This is a genomic window from Enterocloster aldenensis (assembly GCF_003434055.1).
Classification (GTDB): Bacteria; Bacillota; Clostridia; order Lachnospirales; family Lachnospiraceae; genus Enterocloster; species Enterocloster aldenensis.
This window is the reverse complement of record NZ_QVEX01000008.1, coordinates 72,146-88,614: the sequence shown is the minus strand read 5'-3', so window position 1 is coordinate 88,614 and position 16,469 is coordinate 72,146. Positions and strand designations below refer to the sequence as shown.

The window sequence follows — 16,469 nt, the reverse complement described above, 5'->3', positions numbered from 1 at the left end:
ATGGCAAGATGGTCATTTATGGAACTGTTAAACACAGAATCAGATCAAACAGATTATGAGGAGATATATCTAAGCCCATATGATGTAGTCCCATCGGAAAGTAATTTCTATAGTCAGGAAAACATAGAAGAACTGGCAGATTCCATAGTTGCCGTGGGACAGCAACAGCCTACAGTCTTAGGCCGCATAGACGGAGAGTACAGGATTATCAGCGGACATAGGAGAAACCTGGCAAACATACATAACATCGAGTGTGGGTCCATGCCAAGGGACTATAAGGTCAGGTATCTGTACAAGGATATGTCCCCGGCTATGTTTGAACTGTCCCTGATTGTGGGAAATGCCTTTAACCGCAAATTATCCCCATACGAAGAGACTGAGCAGGCGGCACGGCTAAAATCGGCCCTCATACGGGCTAGGGACGAGGATGGATTGGAAATCAAGGGGAAGTTGCGGGATGTGATTGCAGATATCCTGCAAACCAGCAAAACGCAGGTTGCCAGGATGGATAAAATCAATGCAAGCCTGGTGCCGGAGGCAAAGGAACAGTTCCGGGAAGGTAATATAGGAAAATCGGCCGCCTATGAAATATCCAAACTCCCAGTGGAAGAGCAGAAGGAAATAGCGGCGGCCTCAGTCAATGAAAAAGTTGCACATAAGGAAATTGCCGAACGGGTTAAGGAACGGAAGGAAATTAAAGCCGCTGAAAAAGCAGCAGAGCGGGCAGAGAAAGCGGCAAAGAAAGCAGAAGAGGCCCAGACGGTAGCGGCGCAGGCCAGCCTAAAAGCGGAGCGTGCGGCAGAAAGTGCAGATATGAGCGTTTTTGGGGAAAATGTAATGAATCAGCCGGAGGAAGAATCTCAGGAATGGTCCACAAAGGATAAGGCCACCTATATGCTAAGAGAATTGTTACTGGTTGTAAGTCGTATCACCGAGGATGACATACTTGTGCTACAGGACATTCTGATGTCTGCAAATGCCAGTTTAGCGGAGGATGAAGGATGACACTATATATGGCAGTAACGGCAGACCGGTATGAGTTACCCGTGGCTGTAGAAAGCAATGTGGAATATCTGGCAAGTAAGATGGGGACCACAGCGAACAATATATATTCACAGATATCCCACAGGAACCGGGCGCGTAAAACCAAGAGGAAATATGAAAGCCATACAGGCGGGATAAAGTTTGTGCGCGTAATGATAGATTAAACACGTATTTAGGAGGTTAAGAAGATGGCAGAAACAGATGCGGCTGTTTTTATTGTAACGGCGATTGCTGCCGGAATTGTAATGTGGAAATTCCTAGATTCATTATTGTGAAGGAGGCAGAGGATGAGTTGGAGATATGTCTTTGATATGTACCAAACCATGGATATCGCATATGCAATTATAATGGTGCGAAAAACATGGTATAGATTCTTTGTCTTGGGAGATGGAAATGTGTACTTTTGTAAAAATGGAGAGGCATATGAAACAGGACTCACGATAGATGAACTATTTTAAATCGATGTTTGAGAAGGAAATTTATGAATGATAAGCAGCGATTAATGATAGAGGGGATGGACAGGCTCCTTAGGAGATTTAATAAATATCCGAACGATAAAGAGTTTACCGTAGAAGAAATTATAGAAGTATCTAACGAAATATATGATGAAATCGTGAAAGAGGAGAATTAACATTTTAACGGCGGAAAATCGGGAAGGAGCAGTATGTTTTTTTGCGAAATGTGCGGCAGCGGTGATTGTTGCGAAAGGACAGATATACACGGCGGTCCTATATTATGCGATACATGCTACATGGAGGCTAAACAGGACCAGGAGGACAAAGACGCAATCGAGGAGATTTTTAAGGACAATTAGGATTTCCTGGAGGTAGCATGGTAAAACAAAGCCCCGTCAGCCCTTTTTGTAGAACTGACGAGGTGGTAATTAATAATGATTTGTATTTGCTTCTGCGATAGCTTTAGTTTGGTGAATGGTACCCCAGGGATGGTGAGGCGGTGCATAGATAGAATATAATTTTAATGGGATATCGCCAGTATTTACTATATTGTGCCAGATTCCAGCCGGAATGAATATGGCGCTATCTATAAAGACTGGTTGTTGAAAATTTAAACGGTCCATTTGATTACCCATTCGGACAACACCGTGGCCAGATTCAATATGCAAAAATTGATCATTGTCCGGATGCACTTCTATACCTATTTCTTCACCAACTGGTATGCTCATCAGAGTAAGCTGCAAGTTGTTACCTGTCCATAAGGCAGTGCGAAATGTGTCGTTATTCACAGTGGCATTGCCGATATCGATAATAAACGGATTTGGGCCATAATCAGTCACCACATTTGATTGGAATCTGGGATAGGAAGGCGGGTTAGCATGTTGATTGTTAAGCATTTTATTCTCCTAGGCATTCTTTACAATATTATATGAAAAAAGTAGTTCAATGACAATGTTGTTTAATGATAAATATTGTTACAAATCAAAACTGAGATAAGCAATATTTAGGATTTAGGAGGTACAAAGCAGAATGAAAGCGTTTCAGTGCAGCCGGTGTGTGCAGTTACAGCAGGATGATTTATCAGATAAGGTTTTCTGCCCTTTTGCTCAGCCGGTGCCTAGATATCGTGATAAATCAGACAGGGAGTTGTGCTTGGCGGCATTTAAGTCGTTGTCGCCAGAACGACAATGGCATGAGCGATTCGGATGGGAAAATTAAAATTTAGGCGGTGTGTGGTACACAGGCCCAGGTTCGATTCCTGGCATAACCATGGTGGAAAGTAAGAGGGTGCCGGTTCGACTCCGGCCGCCGCCAACTTTTCGAGAGAATCGAAGAAAGGAATGGAGAAATGCTAAAGTTTAAAAAATCAGAGTGTAACTGCATGATTTGTGGAAATAAAAACATGGAAGGAGGAAATGAAGAAATGAACATTATCCGCGATGGAGGGGATAACCTTATTTCCTTCTCTATTTGCAGAAAATGCCGCATTAGGTTTGTGTATGAGTTGGATAGCCATAATAGAGGATGGGATAAAAATTAGGATTTGGAGGTAATTTGAAATGTGCGCTTACTGCGAGCTGAAAGAAACAGGAACCTATGCGGGAAGTGATTTTTTGTGGGGCAGGGATTTAACAGGGGAGTATGCGGGAGAATTTAACATTGTGCAATCAAAGCATAATAAGAATCACTATCTAAAATACGCAGATGATGAATCAGAAAACACATCGGAGCCTATTCATTTTTGCCCTATGTGTGGGCGGAAATTAGATGACTAAATTAGGACTTTATGGTTAATGTATGCAAACGTGATGAAAATGTAAAACTTATTGCTCAATCCATGAAATTACCTAATGGTGGAAACGCACAACTGGATGTCGGCAACAATCAAGAATATATATTACCATTTATCGGAGAACTACGCTCACTATTAAATGACAATCAGGCAGAATTAGAAAAAGTACCTGATTTCAGAGAAGCCTTAGAACAATTTATGTTTGAAATGGAAGAAATGTCCGATTATCCTTGGATTGAATTGTTATGGGAAAATGAAATAAAAACACGAAGTAACCGTGTTAAGTTTGTCTTTAATTACATGAATAAATCTTATTGTTTAATACAATATTACTATAGTAATGTGCTAATTGGAATGGAGCGAATGAATTATGTTATCGAATACATTGTCAATCATAGAAATGACGATACAACACAAAATGAATAAAAATATAGATAGCATTGCCTTAACTAATTTTTTCAAGAATTATAGAAAAAATATGTGGATTTATCCTGGCGTTTTGAAAAGAAAATTTTCCTTATCTATTCCTGAAATCTATGATTTTTTATCTGAATTGGAAAAGCAAGGAATTTTGCAAAGTTATTATGAATTATATTGTAGTAATTGCCAAAAATCTATGGGGACAGTACGTTTGTTTAATGAGTTACCTGAAACTTTTGAATGTGAACTCTGCCATAGCGAACTTTCCTCAATAGAAAATTCATTTTTAATATATATGGTGGTACGTGATGATTGATATTATGCCAGATGATAAAGAAATTTCTAAGGCATTAAATGTCCTTAATAGTATATCTGATAAATTAAGATTTAGTCGAGTAAAAATGAGAAATGAAGGAGATATAGAGATGGATTTTATGGAACAATGCGATGACTGTTTGTGCAAAGAATGCCTTGAAAACTGCAATGAAAACCCTGATGGGTGCTGCTACACATGCTGCAAAGACTCTGATGAATGCGAACCTATTAGTCAGTGTCCATTTGGATGGTATCACGATAATTAGCATTTGGAGGTTTGTATGGAATTTTTAAGTGAACATTGGGTTCTTATTTATGGGATGTTTATGTATGGTATGGGACTGCTAACTGGCTCTATCAAAAAGAAACGTTAATTAACGTTTCCGGGAGGAGCCGGAGCATGAAAGAAAAGATAAACGATTATGAGATGTCCATTAGGAAAACTACAAAGAAATCCGCAAAATGCTCTATATGTGGATATCGACGGCCAGAGATGTATCTTATTCATCGGCACGGCGACAGTTACTACATGTGCCGTGAGTGTGTAAGCTATTTCTTGGCGATAGCAGCGTTGATGGAGTAATTTAGCATTTTAGGCGGGTAGTAGTCCAAGTTGGCAGGACATCAGCGCCGGAGATTATGTGCCGGTGTTGTACGGCGCCGGTTCGATTCCGGCCTACCCGCACCAATTTTAAAATTTAATGAGGTGTGTATGGATAAAGATTTTTCAGAAGGGTTTATGCATGATGTTGCAGATTTGTTGGAATATTGTGCAGAAAATAATACAGATAATGTCGATTTGATTTTTACGTTTGGGGATAAGGAACTGAATGTAAATGTCACATTTTCAATTAAACAAAACTGAGATTTAAAAACAAGCATGAACAGGGCTGAAACTCACAGGGAGTTACTGTTGCCTCCGCAGGACCGTGGTTCGAATCCACGGTAGCCCATTAAAAGAAAACGAGGAAAGGGGATGATGGAAATGGGACATATAAGTATTGAGAGAACAAAGAAACCGGGCGGTACATCAACCGACCAAAGTTATCCGTACCGCCCTTACGCTTAAGGACAGTATACCATAAACTGCTTCCTTAAGCAAGTACAAAGGAGGAAGCTGTATGAGTAACGCAGAAAATCAGAGCGTAAAAGCGCAGATTATCAATAATGTGATTGTATCGATGACCTACTACCTTAACCCGGATGTACTGGAAATGTTAGAGCGTGTCCTGACAAGGAACCTGGTAGACGTAGTGATAGAACGGATTAACACGCTGCCAATGGAAATGAAGGACAGCATAGACAACCAGAACGGGTACATATTGCAGTTATTCCTGTATAAGAAGAAAAAACTCCAGGACGGGACGAAATACGGCTATGTCAGCGCCATCAAACGGCTGGTGACCCTGGTGTATAAACCCCTGACGGACATGGAAGAATCGGATATCTATTACTATCTGGACTGGTACGAGAACCGGAATGTACCCCTGAACGGAAGGAAAAACCAGGCCAGGACCATCAACAACGAGCGCCGTTTCCTGTCAGCCTTTTTCACCTGGATGCGAAAGGAAAAACTGATTGGAAGCAATCCGGTGGAGGCAATCGAGCCGCTGAAGGTGGCGAAGAAACCGATTGATTATTTCACGCCGGAGGAGATGGCAAGCCTTAAGGATGGATGTGAGAGCCTACGGGAGCGGGCTGTCATAGAAGTATTAAGGAGCACCGGGGCCAGGGTTGGGGAAGTGGTGGGTATCACAATCGACCTGATTGACTGGGAGACCGGGGATGTCATGATACTGGGGGAGAAGGGCAACCGATACCGCACCTTGTACCTGGATCCGGATGCAATCCATCATTTTAGGAAGTACTTAAACAGCAGGACAGACAATAACCCAGCCATCTTTGTCAGTTCCAGACAGCCGTATCAGGCATTATCCACCTGTGCAATCCGTGGGATTGTAAAGGATGTGGCGCAGCGTGCCGGGATTACCAGCCGCGCTTACCCGCATAAGATGCGCAAGACCCTGGGCATGGAACTGAAGAATAAGGGCGTGGATATAGGAACCATACAGGAGATTATGGGACATGCAGACAGCAAGGTCACTTCCTTATATTATGCACAGTCTACCCCGGATACCCTGAGGGTAGTCCGTAACAAGGCGGCATGATACATCCATATAGATTATCCAATAATTGTAAATTAGTTAAACAGGCGGCGTGGCTGTCAAGGAAGAGGCCGCCGCCTGTTCCGATATAAAACCAGGGAAGAGATTTCTTTCCCGTCCTTGTAATGGGTATTAACAAATGGGGCATAAGGAAACTAAATAGAAGGAGAAACGTATAAGGTGAGATACTACGATAACTACGACTATGAGGAAACCTATCAGGAGCAGGTAGAAAGGTTGGAGGAATTTGAACTGGAACGCCTGATAAAGGAGCAGAGGGTGGATTGCCTGTACCGCACCACCACGACACAGTCCCCGAACCTGTCAAACGGTACAGTGCTGCTTGAATCACAGGTTTACCCTAGCTTTTACAGGAAAAGCGATATGCCGGTGACCCGTAAAGGGAGGGAAACAAAACCATCACAGAAGGACCTGAATGACCGCAACTCAAAAAGATACATGGTGAGGCTTGCCAATATAAACTTTGGGAAAGGGGATATATGGGCGACCTTCGGATGGAATGAGGAGTGCCTGCCTGAAGATATGGGGGAGGCTAGGAAGGATGTAAAGAACTTCATCTCAAGGGTGAATTACAGGCAGAAGAAACAGGGAAAGGAAAACATAAAATACATATACATACTTGCATACGATGGATATACAAGGCCGCATGTGCACATCCTCATGACCGGGGAAGGGATAGACCGTGACGAACTGGAGGATCTGTGGGGGAAATGCGACAGACCCAACACGAAGCGGATCCAGCCGGATGATGATTTCCTGATTACCGGACTGGCTACCTACGTGTCAAACAATCCACATGGTACAAAGAGGTGGTGCGCATCCAAGAACCTTGTCAAACCGCCTGAACCATCCAGGAGTTATTCAAAGTTCAGGAGAACCAAAGTAAACCGGATGGTAAAGGACTTCGAAGTCTTAAGGGCTGAGATGGAGAAGGCTTATCAGGGATATAAATTCCTGGATGCAGAGGTTAAATACAATAAACAACTGGCCTCGTTTTATATTTATGCGAGGCTTGTAAAGTACGGCCAATGAGTGGACGTTTGAATAAGGTGCCTATATTCTTGGGTAAGGAGGGGCAGGATGCGCAGGAAGAAAGAAGCCATATGTCCGTACTGCGTTACGGTAAGCCGTTATAACAAGAAGTCAGCAACAATCACATGCGCAAACATCGAAAACAATCTGGGATTCGAAGTAAGGAACCAGCTTGTTTTTAATAACCATGAGGAGAAGAAGAACTATAAGGAACTATTCTGCGCTGATATGTACGATACCTGCCCATATTACAAGGCAATTTACCTGAGTGGCAGGAAAGAAGACTGAAACCGGACACATCGGACACCAGAAGGCGCGTGCACGCACACATGCATGCGCGCACGCGCGGAAATAGGTAAGGACAGACGCAACCAGCATCTTTTTTTCGCGTCTGGAAGCGGACAAAACCGGACAATCTGGGGTGTTGGATTCGAAAAAGCAGAACATGTATAATGTGATCCAAGGAGGTGCGGACATGGCGAGGCAGAAATGGCAGGAGTGGGCAGAGAATGAGGATAGACTGACCATATTGGCAGCCTGGGCCCGCGCAGGGAAAACAGATGAAGAAATAGCCAAGATGGTCGGTATAAGCCGCTCCACCCTTGGGGAGTGGAAAAAGAAACACGAAAAGATAAGCGAGGCACTGTCCGTTAAGAAAGACTATGCAGACCGCCTGATGGAAAACAGTCTGTATAAAATCGGTCTTGGATATACAGTGACCAACAAGAAGCCCATCAAGACAAGACATGTGAAGTATAAGGACGGAAAGAAGATATCGGAGGATGAAGTGATTGAGTATGTGGATGAGACCATCCATGTAGCCGGAAATGAAAGGGCTGTTGAGTTCTGGCTGGAAAACCGTATGCCGGAATGGAGAAAGAAATATGAGCAGATTAAGAGCGTCAATGATGATGAAGAAAGCGGCGCTGGCCTGATTGTGATGGACACGGAACAGGCCAAGGATATCAAAAAAATAATGGAGGAGGCACAGAAGAGGATTGAAGAAGAAAGGTAAGGGCAGCGATAAATTTGACGCAAAGGAGTTCCTAAAAACGCATAATGTCATATGGGCGCCATCACCAAGACAGCAGGCCATGATGCATAGGCCAGAATTTGAAGCCCTGTTCGGAGGTTCTGCCGGAGGGGGGAAGTCGGACTACCTGTTGGTGGAGGCACTGAGACAGGTCCATATAAAATATTACAGAGCGGTCATACTCCGTAAGACATTTCCAGAATTAGAGGATTTGATAAGCCGGTCCAAAGAGTTGTATGGGGGTGCATTTCCGCGCGCTAAATACAACGAAAGTAAATATGTGTGGACATTTCCCAGTGGGGCTAAGATATATTTCAGGAATATGCAGCATGAGCAGGACAAAATCAAATACCAAGGCCGACATTTTGATTTTGTCGGATTTGATGAACTGACACATTTTTCATGGGATGAATACAATTATCTTTTCTCGCGGACCAGGTCAAGCGGACCGGGGTTAAGGGCATATATACGCGCCACAGCAAACCCAGGGGGACCGGGACATGGATGGGTGAAAGCCAGGTTTATCACAGCGATGAAACCAGAGACACCAATAATGGAGAAAACACCAATAAGGGATCCGGCAGGAAATATAATCGAGACAGAAAGTGACCGCATATTTATTCCGAGCAGCCTGTTTGACAACCCGGACCTGATGCGGAATAACCCACACTACCTAGCCTCCCTTGCCATGATGCCGGAAGCCCAGCGTAATGCCCTGCTGTATGGGGATTGGGATTCATTCAGCGGGCAGGTGTTTGAGGAGTGGAAGAATGACCCGGATGGATATGACACACAGCAGTGGAGCCATGTGATAAACCCATTCAGGGTACCGGACGGGTGGGAAATCATACGCGGTTATGACCATGGGTATGCCAAGCCGTTCTCAATCGGATGGTATGCCGTGGACTATGTCGGATGCATATACCGGATACGTGAGTTATACGGGATGAAGAAGGACAGCCCCAATGTCGGAATCAAGATAGAGCCTGAAGCGGTGGCAAAGCAGATCCGCGCAATTGAGGAAACAGACCCGAACCTGAAAGGCCGCAGGATTACCGGGATTGCGGACCCATCCATCTTCGCAAAGGACAGGGGTGAGTCAATAGCAGACATCATGGCAAAGGTGGGGGTGTACTGGTCACCTGGGGATAACCATAGGATTGCCGGGAAGATGCAGTATCATTACCGGATGGCATTCGATGAACATGGGCGATCCATGTTCTACGTATTCAGGAGCTGCCCTGAGTTCATCCGTACAATCCCGAATCTTGTATACGATGACAAGAATGTGGAGGATGTCGATACGAAACAGGAAGACCACATATATGACGAATGTAGGTATGTGCTGATGTCAAGGATCATTGCAGTACGTAAGAACAAGGAGAAGCCGCTGCCACTTGAAGACCCGCTTGACCTATACAAGGAGGAGCGTGAACGGAGGAACCGGATAATCAGGATATAAGGAGGATATATGGAGAACGATAACACCACGCAGGGCGGCGTGCAGATGCCAGTCAACGAAAAGACAATTGATGATGCATTACAGACCTTCCAGAAGTATAAGGAGGCCAAGGATGACCTTACAAAGCGGATCATAAATGCAGAGGAATGGTGGAAGAATAACCATTGGGAAAGATTTTCCAGTAAGTCAGGAAACCCAAATGACCCACAGCCCACCAGTGCATGGCTGTTCAACAGCATAATCAACAAGCACGCGGACTTCCAGGACAACTACCCAAGCCCAGTAATCCTTCCGAGGGAGGAAAGTGATGAACAGACCGCAAAGACGCTTTCGGAAGTGGTCCCGGTCATCATGGAGCAGAACGGCTTCGATAAGACATATTCGGAGTGTTCGTGGGATAAGCCGAAGACCGGGACCGCAGTATACGGCATATTCTGGAACCAGGAAAAAGAAAACGGACTGGGTGACATAGAAATCAGGCATATAGACATGATGGACATATTCTGGGAGCCGGGGATTAACGACATACAGGAATCAGATAATGTGTTCGTAATCGGCATGGTGGACCATGAAATACTGGAGGAGGAGTATCCTGAACTAAAGGGGAAACTCCAGGGGGAAGTCATCTATAAGCCGGAATATGCTTACGTGTCCAAATTGGACACCTCTAAGAAGGTGAATGTATTTGACTGGTACTACAGACGCAAGGTATATGGGGAGGTAAACGGAATCAGGACGAACCGGACGGTCCTGCATTATTGCAAGTTTGTGGAAGGACATGTGCTTTTCGCCACGGAAAATAGCCCGGAATATCAGGCGGGGCTATATGAACATGGCAGATACCCGTTTGTTTTTGATCGGATGTTTCCCGATAAAGGTTCACCGGCCGGTTTCGGATACCTGGATGTGATGATAAACCCACAGGAGTACATAGATAAGCTTGACCAGGTAATCCTTAAGCATGCCAATCTTAACCGGCCAAGATATTTTATCAGCGGGAGCGCGCAGGTAGAAGAGGACGAATTTACCGACCTGTCAAAGGACCTGGTGCATTGCAGTGGGGATTTAAGGGAGGATTCCGTGAAACAGATCAAGCCTCCTGAGATGTCCAGCAATGTGATGGCCATCCGGCAGGCCAAGATTGACGAACTGAAGGAAACATCCGGGAACCGTGATTTCTCCCAAGGTTCAACAACCTCCGGCGTGACAGCGGCAAGTGCGATTGCCGCATTACAGGAAGCCGGTTCGAAACTGTCCAGGGACATGCTCAAGGACAGCTATATAGCCTATTCTGAGGTAGTGACACTAATCATTGAACTGATAAGGCAGTTCTACGACATCCCACGGTGCTACCGGATAACCAGGCCCAACGGTAACCCGGAATATGTCACCCTGACCAATGAGGGGTTACAGCCAGCTGAGATGCCAATGATGGACGGCGGGTTATCCGTCAGGAAGCCGGTATTTGATGTCAAGGTATCAGCCCAGAAAGCGAGCATGTATAGCCGGATAGCGAACAATGAGTTAGCGAAAGAACTGTATGGGATGGGGGTATTCGCCCCACAGAATGCGGATCAGGCGCTTGCGGTCATAAAAATGATGGATTTTGATAAGCGGGATGAAGTCATAAAGCAGGTACAGGAGAACGGGACCATGTTCCAGCAAATCCAGAGGATGCAGGAGACCATGGCGCAGATGGCCGGACTGATATATGAGATGACAGGGAACCAGAAGATATTGTCCGTCCTTGACGGTACAGGGATAGCCGACATGAACCCACAGATGGATGCCCAGGGAGGGAAGACGGTGGAAACAAACAGCATAGGTGAGCCTGTCGGAAGGGACAACAGCGCGGCAGGGAAAGCAAGGCAGAGGGCCGCGACAGCAACGGAGGTGGGAAAAAGATGACAACGGTAAATATAAGGTCAGATAGGGGATATGTGAAAATCATCATCAAGGGACATGCCGGTTATGGAATGACGAACCACCTCCCTGAAGGGCATGATATCGTATGTGCTGCCATATCCATGCTAGGGCAGACCCTGGTGCAGAGGTTAATGGACATGGCAGACGAAAAGAAGGTGATAATCCATAATTTGATGTATGGGCCAGGAGAAATCAATGTGCGGGTGCTGTCAAAGCCGGGGAACCGTGAGGAACTTGAAACAACCATAAAAACAGTTGAAACTGGAATGAAACTGATACAGGAACAGTATCCGGATTACATAAAAGTTGGGGTGCTGGATTCAGTGGAGGATATCTGATATGGTTATTGCATGGTAGTAACCTGACTCTCGGGAAAGACCGTGAAAGATGGCTCTCGGGAAAGACCGTGAAAGGAGAATGAGATGAGGAGAATCAGATTAAACCTGAGATTATTTGAAGGTGCAGCCGGGGAGTCCGGTGGTGCTGGAGGTGATGGGACAGCCGGAGCAGCAGAGGCGGCAGGAACACAGTTGGAAGAGGGGACACAGCCGGAAGGGGAATTGGAGACGGAACCGGAGGGACCGGACATAGGGGAGCCTGTACCGCCAGAAGATAGGGAAGAAGCATTCAAGAAAATCAAGGCCGAGTACAAGGATTTAATAGGCCGGGACATTGAGAAAGCAGTGAACCGCAGATATGCGGAAAACCAGCAGCTTCAGGGCCAGCTTAAGGCATACGAACCGCTGCTTAACCTTCTGGGGGCAAGGTATGGTGTCACTACCGGGAAGGTGGAGGACATAGTGGCGGCCATCGATAACGATGACAGTTTCTATGAGGCTGCCGCACTGAAGGCCGGTATGACCGTTGACCAGTATAGGGGCCTGCTGAACCTACAGGTACAGAACCAGCAGCTTCTTGCAGTGCAGAGGGAACAGGAGGATGCAAGACGGAGGGAACAGCTTACAAAACGGTGGAATATGGAGGCGGAACGCTGCAAGCAGTTATTCCCAGGTTTCAGCATGGATGCTGAATGCCAGAATCCCGATTTCGTAAGGATGCTTGGGTCCGGTGTCAGTGTTGAGGCAGCCTATAAGGCGCTGCACTTTGATGAAATCAGCCAGGGCCTGATAGCCAGGACAGAGAATGACACGAAGAAGAAGGTAGCTGATACCGTCAGGTCAGGGGCGGCCAGGCCAAGCGAGAATGGGGTAGGAAAAAACGCAGCCACAACAACCAAGATTGATGTGGAGCATATGACGTATGAGCAGATGGACGCGCTTATAGAAAGGGCGCGGAATGGAGAGCATGTAACAATTGGATAATGGGAAGGAGAAAGAATGAAAGAGAAACTGATGTTGAACCTGAGGTTATTTGATACATCCATACCGGCAAACACCACGGGGACCGCCTCGCTGGCACCGGAAATGAAAACTTTTTATGATAAGAACCTGTTGAGGTATACAAAACCAATGCTGGTACATGATCAATTCGGACAGGCAAGGAACATACCTAAGAACGGAGGAAAGAGGATTGAATTTAGACGGTTTGAACAGCTGCCAAAGGCCCTTACCCCGTTAACTGAGGGAGTGACACCGGAAGGGCAGACCATGACGGTAACGAAGCTGGAGGCAGAGGTGAAACAGTATGGAGGATATGTATCCCTATCTGACCAGATCAGCATGACCGCAATTGATAATGTTGTTGTCGAAGCCACGACATCCATCGGAAACCAGGCAGGCGGGACATTGGATACCATATCCAGGGAAGCCCTGAACGCAGGGACAAATGTACTGTATGCAGAGGGACAGGTCTCATCCAGGGCTGAAATCACAGCAGATATGAAGTTGACAGTAAAAGCAATCAAAATGGCTGTAAGGGCGCTTAAAGTGCAGAATACCCAGAAAATCAATGGTCACTATGTAGCCATCATACATCCTGATTGTTCATACGATATCACAAACGATGAAAGATTCATTGAAATTGTGAAATATAAAAACCCGGAAAGAATCTATGAAGGAGAGATTGGGACATTAGAGGGCGTAAGGTTCGTGGAAACCACAGAGGCTAAGAAATTTGTCAATGCCGGCGCGTCAGGGATTGATGTATATTCCACCTTGCTGATTGGGGCAAATGCATATGCAACAACCAATATTGAGGGAGGAGGGCTTGAGACAATCATAAAGCCACTTGGAAGCGGAGGTACAAGCGACCCGTTAAACCAGCGTTCAACCGTGGGTTGGAAAGCCATGAAGGTAACAGAAATACTGTCACAGCAGTACATGATCAGGATTGAAACCGCATCCACCTATAATGACCATACAGAAAACTAATGGAGGTAAACATGGCAGCATCAAAGAAAGAAGATATGGTAAAGTTCAGGTTGTTCAGGGACAATGACAGATATAAAGCACCGCTGTTCGTGGGAGTGAATGGAAAAGCCTATCTGGTGGAAAGAGGCGTTGATGTAGAAATGCCCAGGTCTGTACATGAAGTGATTGTAAACAGCCTGAACCAGATGAATGTGGCAGAAGCTGCAATGGAAAGCGCAAAACAGATTGAGTTAATCCAGGGATAAGAAGGAGCAGGCAGGATGATTACAGTCAAGGGAAGGGAACTCATCATACCACGTTCTGAGCGGCAGATAGGTACACCATATGATAACAATGCGGAAGTGCGTCATATCCGTATAGACCGGGTGACATCGGGTGGTATTGATATTGCGAACCTTAATTACCGCCTGGACCTGGAATATGCCAATAACGTGTTGGATACCTGCCTGCTTGATGTTGAGGTGCAGGAAGAGTACATACTGCTTACGTGGACCATACCGGATACCTGCCTCACCCAGAAAGGCACAGTGTGGATAGCGGTAAGGGCATATGATGAGAATGGAAGCATCAAATGGGCCACAAACCGGGGTGCGGTATATGTAGGCCATACAATCTTTGATGGACCGGCATATACAGGGAAACTGAGTGAACTGGAGCAGCTGGAGGAACGCATTACCCAGAAGACGGAGATTCTGGACGCCAATGAGAGCGAGAGGAAGGAAGCAGAAGAACAGCGCAAGGTCAACGAGGAAAGGCGGGTCAATAACGAGGCTGAGTGGCAGAGGCAGGCAGAAACTGCAATCAACACAGCTAATGAGACGTTGCGGGAGGCACAGGAACAGGCAGGAATAGCAACCCAGAAGGCAACGGAATCAACCCAGAAAGCCAAGGAAGCATCAGACAGCGCCACGGCAGCAGCAGGGAGTGCAGCCACTGCAAGCGAGAAGGAAGCAACGGCAACCCAGAAAGCCAAGGAAGCATCAGACAGCGCCACGGCAGCAGCAGGGAGTGCAGCCACTGCAAGCGAGAAGGAAGCAACGGCAACCCAGAAAGCCAAGGAAGCATCAGACAGCGCCACGGCAGCAGCAGGGAGTGCAGCCACTGCAAGCGAGAAGGAAGCAACGGCAACCCAGAAAGCCAAGGAAGCATCAGACAGCGCCACGGCAGCAGCAGGGAGTGCAGCCACTGCAAGCGAGAAGGAAGCAACGGCAACCCAGAAAGCCAAGGAAGCATCAGACAGCGCCACGGCAGCAGCAGGGAGTGCAGCCACTGCAAGCGAGAAGGAAGCAACGGCAACCCAGAAAGCCAAGGAAGCATCAGACAGCGCCACGGCAGCAGCAGGGAGTGCAGCCACTGCAAGCGAGAAGGAAGCAACGGCAACCCAGAAAGCCAAGGAAGCATCAGACAGTGCTACGGCGGCGGCAGGGAGTGCAGCCACTGCAAGCGAGAAGGAAGCAACGGCAACCCAGAAAGCCAAGGAAGCATCAGACAGTGCCACGGCGGCGGCAGGAAGCGCATCCATATCCAGTGAGAAGGCAGCTACAGCAACCCAGAAGGCAGGGGAGGCGGAGGCCAGTGCCACAGCGGCGGCCAGGAGCGCAGAACAGGCAGAACAGGCAGCAGGGTGTGACGGTACAGCAAAATCCATATCAGCAACAGATACGAATGGAATTGGGAGCACCACGGTACAAGGCCAACTGGATGCGCTCACGGCTCCTGTATTTGATGATACTGGAGTTGTAGCAGATATAACCGGTTTCCAGATATTTCTTGACAAATTGACCAGCGGAATGAAAATAAGGGATTTTTTCAGGAATTTAAAAGCCGGTCTGAAATTTGTCCTACATACTGGGCAGTTAGTCAATAACGGTCTGTGCAATGAGCCGGGAAAATACCCGCTGGACGCAGCATATGGAAGAACATTACTTGAGATGATTGGTAACACGGCGGACCTGCCTGGAGGAGCAGCGGATATAGTAAGTGCGATTGTCACTCAAAATAGCAATTTGGTATCCAAAGTAAATGATTCAGATTTTACCACCTATGTCAATTCGATTAAAATGGGTAAAGTCACAGGTTTTAGAATTGGTACCGATGACACAAATGTCATTATTCAATGGCTAACAGGTCCTAACCAAGAATTTGGATATGCCCTTAACATTACTATTGCCAATGGAGCCATGCAGTTTTTCCATCGTGACACCAGTGGGAATTGGGTATCAAAGTGGACAAAGTAATCACTTGGTCCATTTACGAGTCCAGTTTTTACCGTCATAGTAATCATAAGCAATTTGAGTATCATTAATACTGAGTGATAATATATTTCCGTCGCCATATTGTTGCTGAAATGCCCATTTACCATCACCTGCATGGGCAATGATTTTAATCGGGCCACCACTCAGTTCCACTTTTCCATTAGCCGCCGCCGCAATGTTGGATACATTTGTCAAATCACTACTATTGGCCTTAAGGTT

At 46.2% G+C, this 16,469-nt stretch carries 21 protein-coding genes and 2 tRNA genes; 21 read left to right on the top strand and 2 right to left on the bottom strand.

The features are described from left to right. The 4 genes from DWX59_RS16785 (at position 1) to DWX59_RS28770 (ending at position 1,675) form a co-directional block, all read left to right on the top strand. A complete protein-coding gene (locus DWX59_RS16785) occupies positions 1-1,005 on the top strand; it encodes a ParB/RepB/Spo0J family partition protein (RefSeq protein ID WP_117560370.1) in 1,005 nt (334 codons plus the stop codon). Continuing rightward, positions 1,002-1,208 carry a hypothetical protein gene (locus tag DWX59_RS16780; protein WP_117560369.1) on the top strand — a complete coding sequence of 69 codons (207 nt, stop codon included), beginning with the start codon at positions 1,002-1,004 and terminating at the stop codon, positions 1,206-1,208. Before DWX59_RS16785 ends, DWX59_RS16780 begins: the two co-directional genes overlap by 4 nt. 123 nt (positions 1,209-1,331) lie before the next feature. Then, positions 1,332-1,502, top strand: coding sequence for a hypothetical protein (locus tag DWX59_RS28775; RefSeq protein WP_166460248.1), 171 nt, complete (start codon positions 1,332-1,334; stop codon positions 1,500-1,502). Between the two features lie 23 nt (positions 1,503-1,525). After that, positions 1,526-1,675 (top strand): hypothetical protein, encoded by a 150-nt coding sequence (locus DWX59_RS28770; protein ID WP_156200196.1) that lies wholly within the window; start codon positions 1,526-1,528, stop codon positions 1,673-1,675. A 252-nt stretch (positions 1,676-1,927) separates the two neighbouring features. Here DWX59_RS28770 and DWX59_RS16775 read toward each other — a convergent pair whose 3' ends face one another. After that, positions 1,928-2,395: a cupin domain-containing protein gene (locus DWX59_RS16775; protein ID WP_048930950.1), complete on the bottom strand. Its 468-nt coding sequence runs from the start codon at positions 2,393-2,395 to the stop codon at positions 1,928-1,930. Positions 2,396-2,723: 328 nt separating this feature from the next. Between DWX59_RS16775 and DWX59_RS28765 the strand changes: the two genes are divergently transcribed. From DWX59_RS28765 to DWX59_RS16685, 17 genes are all read left to right on the top strand, one after another. Beyond that, positions 2,724-2,813, top strand: a tRNA-OTHER gene (locus tag DWX59_RS28765). 472 nt (positions 2,814-3,285) lie between these two features. Beyond that, positions 3,286-3,717 (top strand): hypothetical protein, encoded by a 432-nt coding sequence (locus DWX59_RS16760; protein WP_235845084.1) that lies wholly within the window; start codon positions 3,286-3,288, stop codon positions 3,715-3,717. After that, entirely contained in the window at positions 3,710-4,027 is a 318-nt protein-coding gene (locus DWX59_RS16755) for a hypothetical protein (RefSeq protein ID WP_007037474.1), read from the top strand. The genes DWX59_RS16760 and DWX59_RS16755 overlap by 8 nt, the downstream gene beginning before the upstream one ends. After that, positions 4,020-4,292, top strand: coding sequence for a hypothetical protein (locus tag DWX59_RS16750; RefSeq protein WP_117560367.1), 273 nt, complete (start codon positions 4,020-4,022; stop codon positions 4,290-4,292). The genes DWX59_RS16755 and DWX59_RS16750 overlap by 8 nt, the downstream gene beginning before the upstream one ends. A gap of 330 nt (positions 4,293-4,622) precedes the next feature. Continuing rightward, positions 4,623-4,714: transfer RNA gene (locus DWX59_RS16740), tRNA-OTHER, on the top strand. A 24-nt stretch (positions 4,715-4,738) separates the two neighbouring features. Next, positions 4,739-4,891 carry a hypothetical protein gene (locus DWX59_RS28760; protein WP_166460247.1) on the top strand — a complete coding sequence of 51 codons (153 nt, stop codon included), beginning with the start codon at positions 4,739-4,741 and terminating at the stop codon, positions 4,889-4,891. 256 nt (positions 4,892-5,147) lie between these two features. Then, on the top strand, positions 5,148-6,194 hold the full coding sequence (locus tag DWX59_RS16735; RefSeq protein WP_117560365.1) for a tyrosine-type recombinase/integrase: 1,047 nt from the start codon (positions 5,148-5,150) through the stop codon (positions 6,192-6,194). A gap of 177 nt (positions 6,195-6,371) precedes the next feature. Beyond that, positions 6,372-7,244, top strand: a complete 873-nt coding sequence (locus tag DWX59_RS16730; RefSeq protein ID WP_117560364.1) for a rolling circle replication-associated protein — start codon at positions 6,372-6,374, stop codon at positions 7,242-7,244. Between the two features lie 48 nt (positions 7,245-7,292). Beyond that, positions 7,293-7,532 carry a hypothetical protein gene (locus tag DWX59_RS16725; RefSeq protein WP_117560363.1) on the top strand — a complete coding sequence of 80 codons (240 nt, stop codon included), beginning with the start codon at positions 7,293-7,295 and terminating at the stop codon, positions 7,530-7,532. Positions 7,533-7,719: 187 nt separating this feature from the next. Next, the gene (locus DWX59_RS16720; RefSeq protein ID WP_117560362.1) at positions 7,720-8,259 is read left to right on the top strand and encodes a helix-turn-helix domain-containing protein; all 540 of its coding nucleotides are present in this window, start codon (positions 7,720-7,722) and stop codon (positions 8,257-8,259) included. 79 nt (positions 8,260-8,338) lie between these two features. Next, positions 8,339-9,739 carry a phage terminase large subunit gene (locus DWX59_RS16715; RefSeq protein ID WP_117560467.1) on the top strand — a complete coding sequence of 467 codons (1,401 nt, stop codon included), beginning with the start codon at positions 8,339-8,341 and terminating at the stop codon, positions 9,737-9,739. Between the two features lie 9 nt (positions 9,740-9,748). Next, a complete protein-coding gene (locus DWX59_RS16710) occupies positions 9,749-11,647 on the top strand; it encodes a portal protein (RefSeq protein WP_117560361.1) in 1,899 nt (632 codons plus the stop codon). Further along, positions 11,644-12,003, top strand: coding sequence for a ribosomal-processing cysteine protease Prp (locus tag DWX59_RS16705; RefSeq protein ID WP_117560360.1), 360 nt, complete (start codon positions 11,644-11,646; stop codon positions 12,001-12,003). The genes DWX59_RS16710 and DWX59_RS16705 overlap by 4 nt, the downstream gene beginning before the upstream one ends. Before the next feature lie 84 nt (positions 12,004-12,087). Further along, positions 12,088-12,987 (top strand): hypothetical protein, encoded by a 900-nt coding sequence (locus tag DWX59_RS16700; RefSeq protein ID WP_117560359.1) that lies wholly within the window; start codon positions 12,088-12,090, stop codon positions 12,985-12,987. Between the two features lie 15 nt (positions 12,988-13,002). After that, positions 13,003-13,995: a N4-gp56 family major capsid protein gene (locus tag DWX59_RS16695; RefSeq protein ID WP_117560358.1), complete on the top strand. Its 993-nt coding sequence runs from the start codon at positions 13,003-13,005 to the stop codon at positions 13,993-13,995. Between the two features lie 11 nt (positions 13,996-14,006). Next, complete coding sequence (locus DWX59_RS16690) at positions 14,007-14,240, top strand: hypothetical protein (protein WP_117560357.1); 234 nt, start codon at positions 14,007-14,009, stop codon at positions 14,238-14,240. Positions 14,241-14,255: 15 nt separating this feature from the next. Further along, positions 14,256-16,232, top strand: coding sequence for a hypothetical protein (locus DWX59_RS16685; protein WP_117560356.1), 1,977 nt, complete (start codon positions 14,256-14,258; stop codon positions 16,230-16,232). Here the strand turns inward: DWX59_RS16685 and DWX59_RS28555 are convergent, their stop codons facing one another. Further along, entirely contained in the window at positions 16,233-16,445 is a 213-nt protein-coding gene (locus DWX59_RS28555) for a hypothetical protein (RefSeq protein ID WP_147325826.1), read from the bottom strand. Positions 16,446-16,469: the final 24 nt, after the last annotated feature.